A 15,653-nucleotide genomic window follows, 5' to 3' on the forward strand; every position below is an offset into this window, starting at 1 on the left:
TGATGAAGACACCAGTTCGGCGCTACGGCGCCGATAATGGGAGCGTGGCTCCCTGTTTGACATTGTGAATGGGTTCTTAAAATCGATGCCGTAACGGTAGCGGTTTGAACGAGATGATGGGGTTCGCCTCAGCAGATCGGACAGATCGGTGCTAAAAGTTATTAGGCTGAGCATTTTAATCATCCGCACCAAGATACTGTGACATTGCTGCTCTGCCGAGTTTTGGTTGGCTTCCTCGGAAGTCGGCCCAGCGTTGTCGTTGGTGGTGCGGACTCTCAAGCGTAAGGTAAGGGCAATTCGTGGATGCCTTGGCGCATACAGGCGATGAAGGACGTGGCACGCTGCGATAAGCTGCGGTGAGGTGTGAGCAACCTTTGACCCGCAGATTTCCGAATGGGGAAACCCACCTATCCCGTTTAACTTGAGCCGACCGGTTTACCGGGCGGGGCAAGCTAAATGGGGCTAGGTATCACTTAAGTGAATACATAGCTTTCGTGAAGCGAACCCGGCGAACTGAAACATCTCAGTAGCTGGAGGAAAAGACATCAACCGAGATTCCGTTAGTAGTGGCGAGCGAACGCGGACCAGGCCAGTGCCTGGAGTTCAACTAGCAGAACAGTTTGGAAAGACTGGCCATAGCGGGTGACAGCCCCGTATGCGAAAGTGAGACTTCAGGACTCGAGTAGGGCGGAACACGTGTAATTCTGTCTGAACATGGGGGGACCACCCTCCAAGCCTAAATACTCGTATGCGACCGATAGTGAACTAGTACCGTGAGGGAAAGGTGAAAAGCACCCCGATGAGGGGAGTGAAACAGTACCTGAAACGGATTGCCTACAAGCAGTAGGAGGGCTCATGTGGCCTGACTGCGTACCTTTTGTATAATGGGTCTGTGACTTAATGTATCAAGCAAGCTTAAGCCGATAGGTGTAGGCGCAGCGAAAGCGAGTCTGAATAGGGCGACTAAGTTTGATGTATTAGACCCGAAACCCGGCGATCTAGGCATGACCAGGATGAAGGTGCGGTAACACGCACTGGAGGTCCGAACCGATTAACGTTGAAAAGTTACCGGATGAGTTGTGTTTAGGGGTGAAAGGCCAATCAAGCCGGGAAATAGCTGGTTCTCCGCGAAAACTATTTAGGTAGTGCCTCGGATGAATACCGCAGGGGGTAGAGCACTGGATGGGCTAGGGGGTCGCGAGATCTACCAAACCTAACCAAACTCCGAATACCTGCGAGTACTATCCGGGAGACAGACGGCGGGTGCTAAGGTCCGTCGTCAAAAGGGAAACAGCCCTGACCTACAGCTAAGGTCCCCAAGTCGTGTCTAAGTGGGAAAGCATGTGAAACTTCCAAAACAACCAGGAGGTTGGCTTAGAAGCAGCCATCCTTTAAAGAAAGCGTAACAGCTCACTGGTCTAAATAAGAGGTTTTGCGGCGAAGATGTAACGGGGCTCAAGACACGCACCGAAGCTTAGGGTGTGCAGCAATGCACGCGGTAGCGGAGCGTTCCGTAAGCCAGTGAAGGGATCTGGTAATGGGTCCTGGAGGTATCGGAAGTGCGAATGCAGACATGAGTAGCGATAAAGAGGGTGAGATGCCCTCTCGCCGAAAGACCAAGGGTTCCTGCGCAAGGCTAATCCGCGCAGGGTGAGCCGGCCCCTAAGACGAGCCCGAAGGGGGTAGTCGATGGGAACCACGTTAATATTCGTGGGCCTGGTGGTGTGTGACGGATCTCGTGAGTTGTTCATCCTTATTGGATTGGATGGGCTTCGAAGAGGTTCCAGGAAATAGCCCCACCGTATAGACCGTACCCGAAACCGACACAGGTGGTCAGGTAGAGTATACCAAGGCGCTTGAGAGAAGTGTCCTGAAGGAACTCGGCAAATTGCCTCCGTACCTTCGGAAGAAGGAGGCCCTCACTATGCGCAAGCACTTTGAGGGGGCACAGGCCAGGGGGTAGCGACTGTTTAGCAAAAACACAGGGCTCTGCTAAGTCGGCTTCAAGACGACGTATAGGGCCTGACGCCTGCCCGGTGCCTGAAGGTTAAGTGGAGTGGTGCAAGCTGCGAAATGAAGCCCAGGTAAACGGCGGCCGTAACTATAACGGTCCTAAGGTAGCGAAATTCCTTGTCGGGTAAGTTCCGACCTGCACGAATGGCGTAACGACTTCCCCACTGTCTCCAGGACATGCTCAGCGAAATTGAATTCTCCGTGAAGATGCGGAGTACCCGCGGTTAGACGGAAAGACCCCGTGCACCTTTACTGCAGCTTCAGAGTGGCATTAGGAAAGAACTGTGTAGCATAGGTGGGAGGCTTTGAAGCATTGGCGCCAGCCGGTGTGGAGCCATAGGTGAAATACCACCCTGTTGTTTTCTGATGTCTAACCTCGATCCATGAAACTGGATCAGGGACCCTCTGTGGCGGGTAGTTTGACTGGGGCGGTCGCCTCCTAAAGAGTAACGGAGGCGCGCGAAGGTTGGCTCAGGACGGTTGGAAACCGTCTGTTAGAGTGCAATGGCATAAGCCAGCCTGACTGCGAGACTGACAAGTCGAGCAGAGACGAAAGTCGGTCATAGTGATCCGGTGGTCCCTCGTGGAAGGGCCATCGCTCAACGGATAAAAGGTACGCCGGGGATAACAGGCTGATAACCCCCAAGAGCTCATATCGACGGGGTTGTTTGGCACCTCGATGTCGGCTCATCACATCCTGGGGCTGGAGCAGGTCCCAAGGGTTTGGCTGTTCGCCAATTAAAGTGGTACGTGAGCTGGGTTCAGAACGTCGCGAGACAGTTTGGTCCCTATCTGCCGTGGGCGTCGAAATTTGAGAGGAGTTGACCCTAGTACGAGAGGACCGGGTTGAACATACCTCTGGTGTACCTGTCGTTCCGCCAGGAGCGCAGCAGGGTAGCTATGTATGGACGGGATAACCGCTGAAAGCATCTAAGCGGGAAGCCTCCCTCGAGATAAGATTTCATAGAGCCGTCGGAGACCACGACGTTGATAGATCGGATGTAGAAGTGCGGTAACGCATGGAGCTAACCGATACTAATTGCTCTATTTGCGCTTGAGAGTCCCACCATCAACGACAATCCTGGGAAAACCAGCCTTGTCCGCGAGCGTCGGATGATCAAATTGCAACGCCTAAGAACAACCACCTGTAACAACAGGTAAAGCGTGCATCGATTTTGGAACCGTTTTTCGAGACAACCCGCAAGGGTTGGCCGGACAGCCGCAAGGCAGCCCGGTCTGTCTCACCGGCCTCATTGCTTGGTGGCTATAGCGTCAGTGCCCCACCCGATCCCATCCCGAACTCGGCCGTGAAACCTGACTGCGCCGATGGTACTATTGCTCAAGCAATGGAAGAGTAGGTCGTCGCCAGGCATTGAAGCCGGTGATACAATCACGAAAAACAGATCCAGCAGAACCCATTCACATGTCACAACACCCGCCCACCAGCGGGTGTGAACCTTGGCGCGGGGTGGAGCAGCCCGGTAGCTCGTCAGGCTCATAACCTGAAGGTCACAGGTTCAAATCCTGTCCCCGCAACCAACGGTAACCTTCGGCACTTCACGGTGCCTATCGTCGTATGCGACAACCACAAAAACCCGCCGCCCATAAGGCAAGCGGGCTTTCGTGCGGTCCGAGCCCCTCACCGCATGCCGATTCACATGTACAATTGCGGGCTCGTCGTCACCGAACCAACAATCGGACACGAAAGCGAACCGTTGCCGGGAAGCACGGCGTTGAAGCTCATCGTGCCCGTCAGGTTGTTCCACGACCCGAGAAGATTTCCCTGGCAGATTACCGCCCCGTTCTGGATCAGCACGTTGCTGATCTTGATGGACGTCGTCGATAGCGCCGTCATCGCATAAGGGAAATTGGCGAACAGGGCAGCGCAGAACGGCGGCGTGCCTGACAGCGTGGCGGCCGTGACGGTCGCAGTGGTTCCGCTCGCATTGGTCACGACCGTGCCGTTGAACAAGCAGCCATTGACCGTGCCATTCAATGCAAAGCTAGTGCTTGCCGGTGTCCAGGCTGCCGCAGGCATCGCAATCAGCGCTGCCGCCGCAATGCTGGCGACTATCATTGTCTTTCTCATGATCTCTCCTGTGATCGGGACAGGTGAAGCAAATCGGGGTGAAAATCCCGCAGGGTAATACGCTCAGCGCGCGCATTGCCTCAGGCGGCAGGCACGTGCGCGTGGAGGGACCGTACCTTCCGACGCCGTCTCGGAAATGGTCGCCGGACGCAGCTCAGGCGCGTAAACCGCCGCCCACAGCGAATGCCGGCCAGATCCCAAAGCCCGTCGACCCAGGTCGACGGGCTTTTTTGTGTCCGGCGGCCTGCGCCGACCTCGACCTTGGGGTGTTTCGAACGGTGTCAGTTCTCAGGCGCCGGGAAGCAGTGCACCGAGGCCGGGATCGAGCACGAAGGATTGCTCGCCGATCGCCGCCAAGGGGCGGCCGAAGGTGGACGAATTGGTGATGAAGCTGGCCGGATACCGCGCCAGCATGTCGGCGCGGACGCTCTCCTGGCGTGTACCGGCAGCCGCATTGCAGAATGGAGGGCTCGCGTCAGGGCTGGTCATAGGGCCTGCGGATCACGCCCGTGCCCTTCATCGTCGAGCGGCTCTAGAAGATCAGCTTGCCGCCCACGATCGCGAGCGTCCCGGCGAGGATGGCGCGCGACACATTGTCGGGCACCCGGGTCGAGACGAGGCTGCCCACGATGATCCCCGGCACGGATCCGATCAGCAGCGACAGCAGGAGCCCGAAATCGACCGAGCCCATTGCCCAGTGACCCATGCCCGCGATCAGCGTCAACGGCACGGCATGGGCGATGTCGGAGCCGACGAGCCGATTGATCGGCAGCTTTGGATACAGCACCAGCAGCGCCGTCATGCCGAGCGCGCCGGCGCCAACCGACGAGAGCGACACGAGCACGCCGAGGATCAGGCCGAGCAGGATCGTCAGCCGCATGATCCGGCGATCCGACATCGCCTCCATCGTATCGGCGTAATAGGCGAGGATCTGGCGGCGAAAGGCCATGGCGATCGCCGTCGCGATCAGCGCCAGGCCGAGTGTCATCGTGATGACGTGCTGAGTCCCGTCGAATTTGGCGCCGGCATAAGCAAGCGCGACCAGGGTCGCCAGGCTCGCGGGCACGCTGCCCATGGCGAGGCGCCGCACCACTTTCCAGTCGACCGTGCCGCTGAAGCCGTGCACCGCCGTGCCGACGGTCTTGGTTGCCGATGCGTAGAGCAGGTCGGTCCCGACCGCGGTGACGGGATGGAAGCCGAAGGCGAGGACGAGCAGCGGCGTCATCAGGGACCCGCCGCCCACGCCGGTAAGACCGACAAGAGCCCCGACCGCGACGCCAGCGATCGAATAGAGCGGGTTGATCTCGACCATCATCGGCGCACTCGTCAGTTGCCGGCGTTTGAACCCCGCCGAACCGGATGCTCGCCAGTTCGCCCGTTCACCTGGCCTTATGCAAGAGCCTCGTCGCAAACGGCGGGTGGCGCGAGGAAGTTTTTCTCGTGCCGGGTATCATCAAGCTGTTGAACGGCGCCTGACGCGACCGGCCGATGCACGATAAGACCGATCCGGCGCCGCAATCGCATGGCGCGGAACGCTTCCGATTGTATAGACAGCCGCATGAAAGATCATGCTGAAGCTGGTGCGATGGCGGCCACTGACGAACGGACGCGGCAGGGGGCTGGGCAGGGCGGCCGGGCACAGAATGGCGATCCGCCGCGCTATGTCGAGATCAAGCAGTCAATCGTCGGAGCGCTCAGGTCGGGCGCGCTGAAGCCCGGCGACCGGGTGCCGTCCGAGGCTGAACTGGTCTCGCGCTTCGGTGTATCGCGGATGACCGCCAACCGGGCGCTGCGCGAGCTGAGCAATGCCGGGGTCGTCGTCCGCCGCGCGGGCGCCGGATCGTTCATCGCCGAGCCGCGACCGATCGGGCAGATGATCGAGATCCGCAACATCGCCGACGAGGTGCGCGCCAGGGGGCGGGCCTATCGCGCGCGTGTCATCGACAATATCGCGATCCGGGCAGACCAGCGGTCGGCGGCGTTGCTCGAGGTTGCCGTCGGCACCAGGCTTTTCCGGTCGGTGATCGTCCATCACGAGGCCGAGTTCCCGATCCAGCTCGAGGAGCGTTTCGTGCTGGCCGCCGCGGCGCCCGACTATGGTGCGATCGATTTCCACGAGACCACGCCGAACGAATATCTCACCCGCGTCGCGCCGCTCGAGCGGGTGGAGCACCGGGTGCGGGCTGCCATGCCGGATTCGGGCACGCGCCTGCTGCTCGGCATCGACGAAGGCGAGCCGGTGCTGGTGATGACCCGCCGGACGTGGAGCCGCGGAAGACTCGTTTCGCATGCGGTGCTGACTCATCCCGGCAGGAGCTTCGAGCTTTCAGCCGCCTTCTCGGTCGATACCGGCTGATCCAGCCTCAGAGCGCCGGGCGCCGCCGCCGGCGAAGCCATTTGAAGTCGGCTTGGCGGAAGCTCTTGAAGAGCAGGTAGAAGCCGGTGCCCGACAACCACAGCACGCCGAACGCAACGACGATGATCAGCGGGTGGTTGAAGCTCGCCCGGTTCGCATAGTCCATGTTGTGCAGCATCCAGAAGAAGTCCCAGGTCCGCCAGCTATCGCCGCGGGTCACGAGATGCCGTCCGGTCACCGCCGAGACATAGGCGCTTGAATGCTCCGGATCGTCCAGGTTCACCCGCCACATCGCGCCCTTGTGCTCGCGCGATTCAAGGTTCGGCCTGGCCATCGCCTCGACGCTCGCGACCGGGGCATTGGAGGTCATTCCCGCGACGGCGATCGCCGTTGCGCGATCGATATTGACCGGTGCGCCGGTCGTCGCGTCGGCCAGGCGAATGCCCGATGCCTCGCGGATTTCATAGACGGGCCGCCTGCCCAGGTCGCGCAGGACGAGACCGGAGATCGGCTGTCCGGCACTCAGGCGGGCAGGGTCGACATAGGGGCCTGCGGCGAGTGCATGGCCGTGTCCGCCGCCACCGCCATGGCCGCCGACCGAATCGGCGGGGAGCAGCGCCATGACCGCGCCGCTCAGCGTCCACAGCACGAACTGAAGGCCGAGCGCCAGGCCGACCCATTTATGGATCCGGCGGAACAGCAGGGGCGAGAGGCGGAGGCGCTTCATGAACTGGCCTTCTTCTTCTTGCGGCGCGGAAACGACCAGATCAGGAGCCATGCGCCGCTGATCGCCATGGCGAAGGCGCTCCAGGTGGCGACGCGCAGGAGCGGGTTGTTGACGTCGGTGCGGTCCTGATAGTCCATGATATGGAGCATCCAGGCGATGTCGAAGGCGCGCCAGAGCAGATGGCGCTTCGCAAGCAGATCACCGGTCACGGGGGATATGTAGAGGGTCGGCCTGTTCCAGCCCTCGAACTCGACCTGCCAGTAAGGTGGCTTGCGCGATCCCATTTCGCGCGGCGCTGTCGTCAGCAGCGATGCCGAGACGATATCGCCTTCGCCTGCATAATAGGAACGGGCGCGGCTACGTGCTTCCGCTTCCGAAATCGGGGGAAGCGGCTGCCCGGTCGCCGCGTCGAAGACGCTGGTGCCGTGCGGTCCTTCGGCACGCCAGACCGGGCGGCCGAGCCGCCGCTGCAGGCTCAGTTCGGACGTGCCGGGCTGTGCCGCCAGGATGCGCGACGGCGGCACGGCCCCGGCCAGGTCGACCGGTGCGGCCGTGACCGGCCGCACCAGATGGTCGCCATGGATCGTGTCGATATGGACGACCACCATGTAGAAACCAGTGGCCGTCCACAGCACCACCTGCAGCCCGACCAGCAGGGCGAGCCATTTGTGCGTGCGCCTGACGACGAGCGGCCAGCGGATCTTCATCGCCGCGCCCGTCAGAACGAGTGCCGGAACCCGACATAGAATCTGCGGCGCAGCAGATCATAGGTCATGGTGTCGGTGTTACCGTCGGTGAAGCTCGCGATATAGGGCGCCTTGCGATCGAACAGATTGTCGACGCCGAGCTGGAAGCGAGTCTTGGCGGCGATCTCGAAGGCGATCTGCGCATTGTGGTAGAAGACGTTCGGCGCGCGATAGCCGATCGCGCCGGGCGCCGCGTTGAAATCGGTCGCCTTGCCGATCCACTGGGTCGACCAGGTCAGGCTGACAAAGTCCTTCTTCGCGGTGACCACGCCGTAACCGCGCCACTTCGGATAGCCGCCATTGCCGCCGCCGATATGCCCGTCGAAGATGATCGGCGCGCCGCCCGGGAACGGTTCGACGACATATTGGTCGAGATAGGTCGCGTTGAGGTCAACCGAGAGATCCACCGGGCCAAGGCTATGGCTGTAGACCAGCCCCAGGTCGAGACCGCTCATCCGCTCGCGGCCCGTATTGATCGGCTGGGCGGTAAGCGTGGTCACCTCGCCGGTCAGGGTGCTGCGGGTGAAGTCGCGGCAGAACGGGCTCGAGAGATTGGCGCTGGCATAGCATACCGCCAGCTTGGTCGAGCCGGGAATGGCACGGATCGCGCCGGTGATCTCGATGTCGAACCAGTCGGCGGTGAGCGTCAGGCCGGGCACGATCCCGCGCGGCTGTACGACGGTGCCGATCGTCCAGCTCTTCGAGCTTTCCGCCTTGAGGTTCTTGTTGCCGCCGACGGTCGTCAGGATCGTGGTGCCGAGCTGGACATAGTTGGCGGGCACGCCCGACGCGCGGCAATTGGCGACGAGCGTCGCATTGGTGCTGGTGGAATAGCGGCTGCACGGGTCGCTGGTGGTGAGGTTCCCTTCGGACACGCCGCCGAACAGCTCCGGCACGTTCGGCACGCGGAAGCCGGTGCCATAGGTGCCGCGCAGACGCACGCCGTCAGTGATCATCCAGTCGGCGCCCGCCTTGTAGTTCCAGTCGCTGCCGAACAGGTCGTAATTGGAATAGCGGACCGCGCCGTCGAGAGTCAGCGCCCTGAAGAATGGCGTGTTGGCGAGGACCGGCACCGACAGTTCGAGATAGGCTTCCTTGGCCGTGGTCGATCCGGAGATGGGCGATTGCTGGTTGGTGTTGGCGACACCGGCGACGGTCAGCGGATCGGGATTCCGCCAGCCCTTCTCGCGGCGATAGACCACGCCCGCCGCGAAGGAGACCGCGCCGGCGGGCAGACGGAACAGGTCGCCGTTCAGGTCGGCGGTAAAGGAGGCGAGCTCGTTGCCGCCGCGATCGGTCGAGGTGAACAGGATATAGTTCAGCGCCTGGGGCGTCAGATCGCCGAAGCCGAGATAATCGGCGCACGGGATCGCGGCACCGGGGACGACGCTGCACTTGGTCGTGTCGATGCTGTTGCGGACTTTCTCGAGGTTGGCGACGTTGGTCGATCCGTCGATCGCGGTGTTGCGGCCATAGGCGCCGGCCACTTCCCACGCCCAGCCATTGGCGAATTTCCCGCGGAAACCGATCGTGCCCTGCCACGTGTCCGTCTTCTGGAAGAACTGGCGCGGCCCGGGCTCGGCGAGCCTGCGCTGGATCAGCACGATATCCTGGCCGGTCGGGTTGGTGGGGTTGGTTGCCGAGATGGCCAGGTTGCGCAGCGTGCCCGGCGTGGCGATCTGGGTCGATTTGCGGTGCGTGTAGAGGAATTCGCCGAACGCCTGGATTCCGTCGGTCAGCCGGTAGTCGCCGAAGAACGCGGTGCTGATCCGCTCGATCGGGCTGACCGCGTTGAGGAACGGGTTCGAATTGAAATTATGCTTGGCGGCATTGTACGGCTCGTAGAAATTGCCGTTGCCGCCCGGAACCTGGTTGAAGTTGATCTGCTGGCCGTTGGGCAGCACGGCCCGTCCGCCGACCGTCGAGGCGCTGTTGACGCAGCTCAGCGAGCCCTTGGTCACCTCGGACAGGGAGCAGGGTGCGCGGCTCGCCATGTTGACCGCCTCGGTCTTCTGGTAGGTCGCCGCCGCGAGGAAACCGCCCCGGTCGCCCCGCACGCCCCACAGGCCGTCGATCGTCACGTCGCCGCCGTCGCCGCGCCCGGTGATGCCGCTCCGCGCGCTGATCCCGAACCCGTTATAGTCGGTGCGGGTGACGAGGTTGACCACGCCCGCCATCGCGTCGGCACCATAGATCGCCGATGCGCCGTCCTTGAGCACGTCGGTGCGCGCCAGGGCGACGACCGGGATCATGTTGAGGTCGGGCGAGGAGTTCGCGCCGGTGCCGCCGGCGACGAGGCGCCGGTTGTTGAGGAGTACCAGCGTGCGCTTGATACCAAGGCCGCGCAGGTTGACCTGCGCGGTGCCATAGCCGTTGCCGGTCCAATAGGCCGATGTCTGGTTGCCGGCGAAACCGGCATTGGCCGGCAGCCGCTGCAGCAGCGATTCGATGTTGACGATGCCGGTATTCTCGATCTGCTCGGCGGAGACGACGGTCGCCGGGCCGACCCCGGCAATGTCCTGGCGGCGGATCCGGCTGCCGGTGACGACCACGTCGATCTCATCCGGCGCCTCGGCTTCCGGCTGGGTCTGCCCGGCCGGCTCAGCCTGCGCCCATGCCTGAGGTGATACAGCCGTCAACATCGTTGCGGCCAGCAATGCGCTCGCGGTCTTCATGTCGTGCCCCCGTTTATCTCGTTGATCCCTGACCCCTAGGAAACATCAATTGTATATACAGGTCAATGGAAAAAATATAACTGAAACAATAGCTTAGTTCTGGTTTGTTGATGCATTGCCCCATGATGATACGCATTGTCGGGCACTACCCCTCATGCATCCCGCGATATTCTTGGCCGGCGGGAATGGGCTGGCGGCATATCGTGGGCGCCGCAGCACCGGCCGCCGGGAATCCGACCCGTCTGGTTTGAATCGTGGCCCTCGACCCGGGCGATGCTATCGCCCGGCCGGATCACCCTATTCGGCGGGTTTCCGCATCGTCGGTGCCCCGGCCGACCGGGGGCGGAAATCCTCGATCCTGATGCCGAGGCGGGCGACCTTGTCGTAAAAGGTCTTGCGCGGAATGCCGAGCAGCGGGAGGGCGGCCGCGACGCTGCCGCCGGTCGCGCGCAATGCTTCCTCGATCGCGCCCGCCTCGAACTGGTTGACTCGTACCGGCAGGCTCGGGCGCTCGCCGGCCGGGCCAGCAGGCGGCGGCTCCGCCAGGCCGAGTACAGCGCCGAACGCGAAGTTGCGCAGCTCGCGGACATTACCCGGCCAGTCATGCGCGCGCAGGTGGCCGCGCACATTGTCGGTAAGCAGGAAGTCGGCAATGCCCGCCTGTTGCTTGGCTTCCTCGACGAAGCTCGCGAACAGCGTGGCGATATCCTCGCCGCGCTCGCGCAACGGGGGCACGCGCAGCCGCACCAGGGTCAATCGATAATAGAGGTCGGGACGAAATCGTCCCTCGGCCGCGGCGCGCGCGAGATCGGTCTTGGTCGTCGCGATCACGCGAAGGTCGACGCCGCGCGGCCGCGTGTCGCCGATCGGCTGGACCTCGCGCTCCTCGAGCACGCGGAGTAACCGCGCCTGGAGGGGAAGGGCCATGCTGTCGATCTCGTCGAGCAACAGGGTGCCGCCGCTCGATGCCTCGATCTGCCCGATCCGCGCCAGCCGCGTATGCGGCACGCTGTCGGCGGCATGGCCGAACAGCTCCACCTCGGCGAGCGTCTCGGGCAGGGCGCCGCAATTCACCGCGATGAACGGCCTGCCGCGCCGCGCGCCGAGCCGGTGAAGCAGCAGGGCGGCCAGCTCCTTGCCGGTGCCGGTTTCGCCTTCGACCAGCACGTCGATATCGGCGAGCGCGAGCTGGCGGATCGTGCCGCGCAGCTGAACCATCGCCGCGCTGTCGCCGATCAGCGGGCCGGTTTCGTCGACCGCGGCCGCGGCCGCGCGCAGGCGGCGATTGTCGATCACCAGCAGCCTCTTCTCCAGCGCCTTCTGGGCGGCGGCGACAAGATGGTCGGTCGCGAACGGCTTGGTCAGGAAATCGAACGCGCCGTCCCGCAGGGCGCCGACCGCCATGGCGACATCGGCATGGCCGGTGATGAGGATGACGGGAATGTCGGGGTCGATCGCACGGACCCGTTCAAGCAGTTGCAGCCCATCGATCCCCGGCATGCGGATGTCGGAGATGATGATGCCGGCAAAGTCCGGCCGGATCTCGGGCAGCGCGTCGGTCGCGCTGGCGAAGGGGCGCACGCTGAGCCCGGCAAGCTCGAGCGTCTGGATCGTCGCCGCGCGCAGGGCGGCATCGTCCTCGACGAAGAAGATGTTCTGCTCGGTCGGAAACAGCATCAGGCGCGCTTCAGCTTCAGGAGGAAGGCAGCACCGTCGAGCGCCGAAGTGCCGATTTCGAGCTCGCCGCCGAATTCGCGAGCGATGTCGCGCGCGATGGCGAGGCCAAGGCCAAGCCCTTCCGGCTTGGCCGAGACGAACGGCGCGAACAACTGGTCGGCGATCGCCGGATCGACGCCCCGGCCATTGTCGCCGACCGTCACGGTCACGTCATTGCCCGATGCGGCCGCCGCGATCAGGATGCGGGGCCGGGCAACGCCCTCGACCGCGTCGAGCGCATTCTGCAGCAGATTGACGACGATCTGCTCAAGCCGCACCCGGTCGCCCGCGACCCGCGTGTCGCGCATGACGGGCGGGAGATCGACCGTGACGATTTCCCGCGCGCGCTCGCCGAGGATCAGCAGCGCGCCGTCGACCACTGATCCCAGCCCGATGGCGCCGCGCGCCGGGGTCCTCCGCCGGGCGAAGGTGCGCAGTTCGGCGGTGATCGATCCGATCCGCGCGGTCAGATCGATGATCTGCGCCAGGTTGCCGCGCACCGGCCCGATCTGGTCGCGATCCAGGAACGTCTCGGCATTTTCAGCGAAGGTGCGGATCGCAGCGACCGGCTGGTTGATCTCGTGCGCGACGCCGGCGGTGATCTGGCCCAGCGAGCCGAGCCTGTTGGCCTGGGCCAGCTCCTCCCGCGCCGCGCGGAAACGGCGTTCCGCCTCGATTCGCTCGCGCGATTCGATGGTGAGCTGACGGTTGGTCTCGCTCAGCTCGGCGGTGCGGCGGGCGACCTCCTGTTCCAGCGCTGCCTGCGCCTCGCGCTGGAGGTGCCGTTTCTCGCGTGCGCGCCAGGTCAGGCCGGCGATCGCGCCGAGGATGATCAGGATGGCCAGGCCCCAGAGTCGTACCCTGGTCGTCGCCGCGCCGAGCGGGGCGGCCAGCGGTTCGAGATGGATCAGCCGGGATCCGGCCAGTGGTACTGGCAGCGACGCAACGCGATACTGTGCGGTGCCGCCTGCCAAGGGAGCCGTGGCCGATCCGCCCGACAGAGCGATCGGCGCGGCGCGGGGCGGTCCGCTGCCGAACTGGAGCGTCGCCCGTGCCTGCGCCAGCGTCGCCGCGTCGAGCGGGTGGGTGGTGCGGAAACGCCAGTCGGGCACGCTGGTGATCAGGATCACGCCGTGCGCGTCAGTGACGAAGCTTGGCCCCGCCGCGCGCGCCCAGGTCGCCTCGAGCCGATCGAACTCCACCTTGACCACCACCGTGCCAGCCGCGCGACCGCCGACCTCAAGCCGCCGGGCAAGGAACAGGCCGGGCCGGCCGCTGATCGTGCCAAGCGCGAACAGTTCGGAGGCGCCGCGCGCCATCGCGTCGCGGAAATAGGGGCGGAAGCTGTAATTCTGCCCGACAAAGCTGGTCGGCAGCCGCCAGTTGCTCGCCGCGACCGTAAGGCCGTCGGCGTCGATGACGTAGATCACGGCGGCATCGGTTCGGTCGGCGAGGAGTTCGAGCGTCCGGTTGAGCCGGGCGACGGCGGCGGGCGCATGCGTTGCGAGCGCGGTGGAGACGTCGGGATATTCGACCAGTACCAGTGGCAGCAGCCGGAATTTCTGCAGCTCGCTGGCGAGCAGACCGGCATGGTTCCGCGCGGTCTGGCTGGCCGTGGTGTCGGCGGCGGCGTCCGCCTGTGCCTGTGCCCAGCGCGTGCCCGCCCAGAGCAGCGCGGCACTGGTTGCCAGCAACAGCAACGCTGCCGCGATCAGCCGGATTCTGATAGGGCCTGGTCGATCAGCCATCATGGGCGACATACCACACAAATGCACTCTGTTATGGGCGGAAATGCGCACAAAGAATTTCGCCCGCTGATTGCCCGATGCCCATTTAGTCACGTTTTACCAGCTACTTGCCCGGAAATATCGAAATTTCTCCTGCCGGCCTTCTGGAGCCGTATCTTCACACCAGCCGCTCACCAGAAAGTGGCCGACCAGCGCGTCCGCGCGCCGAGAGGGACTGAATGACGATCACCGTCGCCACCACGACCGACCAGCCTCCCGTCAGCGTACCGCTTTGGCGGCACCTTTATGTACAGGTGCTCGTCGCGATCATCGCCGGCGTCACGCTCGGCCATTTCTGGCCCACCTGGGGCGCGGCGATGAAGCCGCTCGGGGACGGATTCATCAATCTGGTGAAGATGGTGATCGCCCCGGTGATCTTCCTGTCGGTGGTCAGCGGCATCGCCGGGATGCGCCAGCTTTCCTCGGTCGGCCGCGTGGCGGCCAAGGCCTTCGCCTATTTCCTCGTCTTCTCCACCCTGGCGCTGATCGTCGGCCTGATCGTCGCCAATGTCGTTCAGCCGGGCGCGGGGATGAATGTCGATCCGGCGTCGCTCGATCAGGGGGCGGTCGCCACCTATAGCCACAAAGCGCACGAGACGACGATCACCGGCTTCCTGATGTCGATCATCCCGACGACGATGGTTTCCGCGCTGACCGACGGCTCGATCCTGCAGACATTGTTCGTCGCGATCCTGTTCGGCATCGCCATGTCGCTGGTCGGCAAGCCGGCCGAGCCGGTGCTTCACATGATCGAGCGGCTGGCGCTGGTCGTGTTCCGGCTGGTCGGCATCCTGATGCGCGCGGCACCGGTCGGCGCGTTCGGCGCGATGGCTTTCACCATCGGCAAATACGGCGTCGGGTCGCTGGTCAATCTCGGCGCGCTGGTCGCGACTTTCTATTTCACCTCGCTGTTCTTCGTGCTGGTCGTGCTCGGCGCGGTGGCGCGGGTCCATGGCTTCTCGATCGTCCGTCTGATCGTCTATCTGCGCGCCGAGCTTCTGCTCGTGCTCGGCACCTCCTCGTCGGAGGCGGCGTTGCCCAGCCTGATCGGCAAGATGGAGGCGGCCGGCTGCGACAAGGGCGTGGTCGGGCTGGTCGTGCCGACCGGCTATTCGTTCAACCTCGACGGCACCAACATCTACATGACGCTCGCGGCGCTGTTCATCGCGCAGGCGACCGGCGTCGATCTGTCGCTGTGGCAGCAGATCACCCTGTTGCTCGTCGCGATGCTCAGCTCGAAGGGGGCGGCCGGGGTGACCGGCGCCGGCTTCATTACCCTGGCGGCGACTCTGTCGATCGTGCCCAGTGTGCCGGTCGCCGGCATGGCGCTGATCCTCGGCGTCGACCGGTTCATGTCGGAATGCCGCAGCCTGACCAATTTCATCGGCAATGCGGTGGCGACCGTGGTGGTCGCGCGCTGGGAAGGCGCGCTCGATCGCACCCGGCTCGACGCCGCGCTCGCCGGCCATCCATTACCGCTCGAAACGGTGATCGCACCGGACGTCACAACGGCGCCGGCAGAATGACAAATGGGGAGAGAGACG

General features: G+C 63.6%; 10 protein-coding genes, 1 tRNA gene and 2 rRNA genes. 5 read left to right on the forward strand and 8 right to left on the reverse strand.

The features are described from left to right. Positions 1-275 precede the first annotated feature (275 nt). The 3 genes from P0Y59_20925 to P0Y59_20935 all read left to right on the forward strand — a co-directional run bounded on the left by P0Y59_20925 (position 276) and on the right by P0Y59_20935 (position 3,552). Positions 276-3,073 (forward strand): 23S ribosomal RNA (locus P0Y59_20925). Positions 3,074-3,269: 196 nt separating this feature from the next. Next, positions 3,270-3,384: ribosomal RNA gene (gene rrf, locus P0Y59_20930) — 5S ribosomal RNA — on the forward strand. Between the two features lie 91 nt (positions 3,385-3,475). Further along, a tRNA-Met gene (locus tag P0Y59_20935) sits at positions 3,476-3,552 on the forward strand. Between the two features lie 115 nt (positions 3,553-3,667). On the opposite strand, the gene P0Y59_20940 is transcribed toward P0Y59_20935, so the two are convergent. From P0Y59_20940 to P0Y59_20950, 3 genes are all read right to left on the reverse strand, one after another. Then, on the reverse strand, positions 3,668-4,102 hold the full coding sequence (locus P0Y59_20940) for a hypothetical protein (protein WEJ99362.1): 435 nt from the start codon (positions 4,100-4,102) through the stop codon (positions 3,668-3,670). A 288-nt stretch (positions 4,103-4,390) separates the two neighbouring features. Continuing rightward, entirely contained in the window at positions 4,391-4,591 is a 201-nt protein-coding gene (locus P0Y59_20945; GenBank protein ID WEJ99363.1) for a hypothetical protein, read from the reverse strand. A 43-nt stretch (positions 4,592-4,634) separates the two neighbouring features. After that, on the reverse strand, positions 4,635-5,414 hold the full coding sequence (locus P0Y59_20950; GenBank protein ID WEJ99364.1) for a sulfite exporter TauE/SafE family protein: 780 nt from the start codon (positions 5,412-5,414) through the stop codon (positions 4,635-4,637). Positions 5,415-5,660: 246 nt separating this feature from the next. On the opposite strand from P0Y59_20950, the gene hutC reads away from it, so the two are divergent. Continuing rightward, positions 5,661-6,458 (forward strand): histidine utilization repressor, encoded by a 798-nt coding sequence (gene hutC / locus P0Y59_20955; GenBank protein WEJ99365.1) that lies wholly within the window; start codon positions 5,661-5,663, stop codon positions 6,456-6,458. Positions 6,459-6,465: 7 nt separating this feature from the next. Here the strand turns inward: hutC and P0Y59_20960 are convergent, their stop codons facing one another. From P0Y59_20960 to P0Y59_20980, 5 genes are all read right to left on the reverse strand, one after another. Continuing rightward, positions 6,466-7,236 carry a PepSY domain-containing protein gene (locus P0Y59_20960; protein ID WEJ99366.1) on the reverse strand — a complete coding sequence of 257 codons (771 nt, stop codon included), beginning with the start codon at positions 7,234-7,236 and terminating at the stop codon, positions 6,466-6,468. Further along, the gene (locus P0Y59_20965; GenBank protein WEJ99367.1) at positions 7,182-7,892 is read right to left on the reverse strand and encodes a hypothetical protein; all 711 of its coding nucleotides are present in this window, start codon (positions 7,890-7,892) and stop codon (positions 7,182-7,184) included. Before P0Y59_20965 ends, P0Y59_20960 begins: the two co-directional genes overlap by 55 nt. Before the next feature lie 11 nt (positions 7,893-7,903). After that, on the reverse strand, positions 7,904-10,606 hold the full coding sequence (locus tag P0Y59_20970) for a TonB-dependent receptor (GenBank protein ID WEJ99368.1): 2,703 nt from the start codon (positions 10,604-10,606) through the stop codon (positions 7,904-7,906). A gap of 297 nt (positions 10,607-10,903) precedes the next feature. Continuing rightward, on the reverse strand, positions 10,904-12,283 hold the full coding sequence (locus P0Y59_20975; protein ID WEJ99369.1) for a sigma-54 dependent transcriptional regulator: 1,380 nt from the start codon (positions 12,281-12,283) through the stop codon (positions 10,904-10,906). Further along, positions 12,283-14,070 (reverse strand): ATP-binding protein, encoded by a 1,788-nt coding sequence (locus P0Y59_20980; GenBank protein WEJ99370.1) that lies wholly within the window; start codon positions 14,068-14,070, stop codon positions 12,283-12,285. The genes P0Y59_20975 and P0Y59_20980 overlap by 1 nt, the downstream gene beginning before the upstream one ends. Before the next feature lie 218 nt (positions 14,071-14,288). Here P0Y59_20980 and P0Y59_20985 point away from each other — a divergent pair, with 218 nt between their 5' ends. Further along, positions 14,289-15,635 carry a dicarboxylate/amino acid:cation symporter gene (locus P0Y59_20985; protein WEJ99371.1) on the forward strand — a complete coding sequence of 449 codons (1,347 nt, stop codon included), beginning with the start codon at positions 14,289-14,291 and terminating at the stop codon, positions 15,633-15,635. Positions 15,636-15,653 lie beyond the last annotated feature (18 nt).

Origin of the sequence: Candidatus Sphingomonas phytovorans (assembly GCA_029202385.1) — a bacterium.
In the GTDB taxonomy this organism is placed as follows: domain Bacteria; phylum Pseudomonadota; class Alphaproteobacteria; order Sphingomonadales; family Sphingomonadaceae; genus Sphingomonas; species Sphingomonas phytovorans.

What these genes read in the sequence shown, in the direction of transcription:
- P0Y59_20940 (WEJ99362.1), bottom strand. Translation starts at nt 4,102, where the DNA reads ATGAGAAAGACAATGATAGTCGCCAGCATTGCGGCGGCAGCGCTGATT.
- P0Y59_20945 (WEJ99363.1), bottom strand. Translation starts at nt 4,591, where the DNA reads ATGACCAGCCCTGACGCGAGCCCTCCATTCTGCAATGCGGCTGCCGGT.
- P0Y59_20950 (WEJ99364.1), bottom strand. Translation starts at nt 5,414, where the DNA reads ATGGTCGAGATCAACCCGCTCTATTCGATCGCTGGCGTCGCGGTCGGG.
- hutC (WEJ99365.1), top strand. Translation starts at nt 5,661, where the DNA reads ATGAAAGATCATGCTGAAGCTGGTGCGATGGCGGCCACTGACGAACGG.
- P0Y59_20960 (WEJ99366.1), bottom strand. Translation starts at nt 7,236, where the DNA reads ATGGCTCCTGATCTGGTCGTTTCCGCGCCGCAAGAAGAAGAAGGCCAG.
- P0Y59_20965 (WEJ99367.1), bottom strand. Translation starts at nt 7,892, where the DNA reads ATGAAGATCCGCTGGCCGCTCGTCGTCAGGCGCACGCACAAATGGCTC.
- P0Y59_20970 (WEJ99368.1), bottom strand. Translation starts at nt 10,606, where the DNA reads ATGAAGACCGCGAGCGCATTGCTGGCCGCAACGATGTTGACGGCTGTA.
- P0Y59_20975 (WEJ99369.1), bottom strand. Translation starts at nt 12,283, where the DNA reads ATGCTGTTTCCGACCGAGCAGAACATCTTCTTCGTCGAGGACGATGCC.
- P0Y59_20980 (WEJ99370.1), bottom strand. Translation starts at nt 14,070, where the DNA reads ATGGCTGATCGACCAGGCCCTATCAGAATCCGGCTGATCGCGGCAGCG.
- P0Y59_20985 (WEJ99371.1), top strand. Translation starts at nt 14,289, where the DNA reads ATGACGATCACCGTCGCCACCACGACCGACCAGCCTCCCGTCAGCGTA.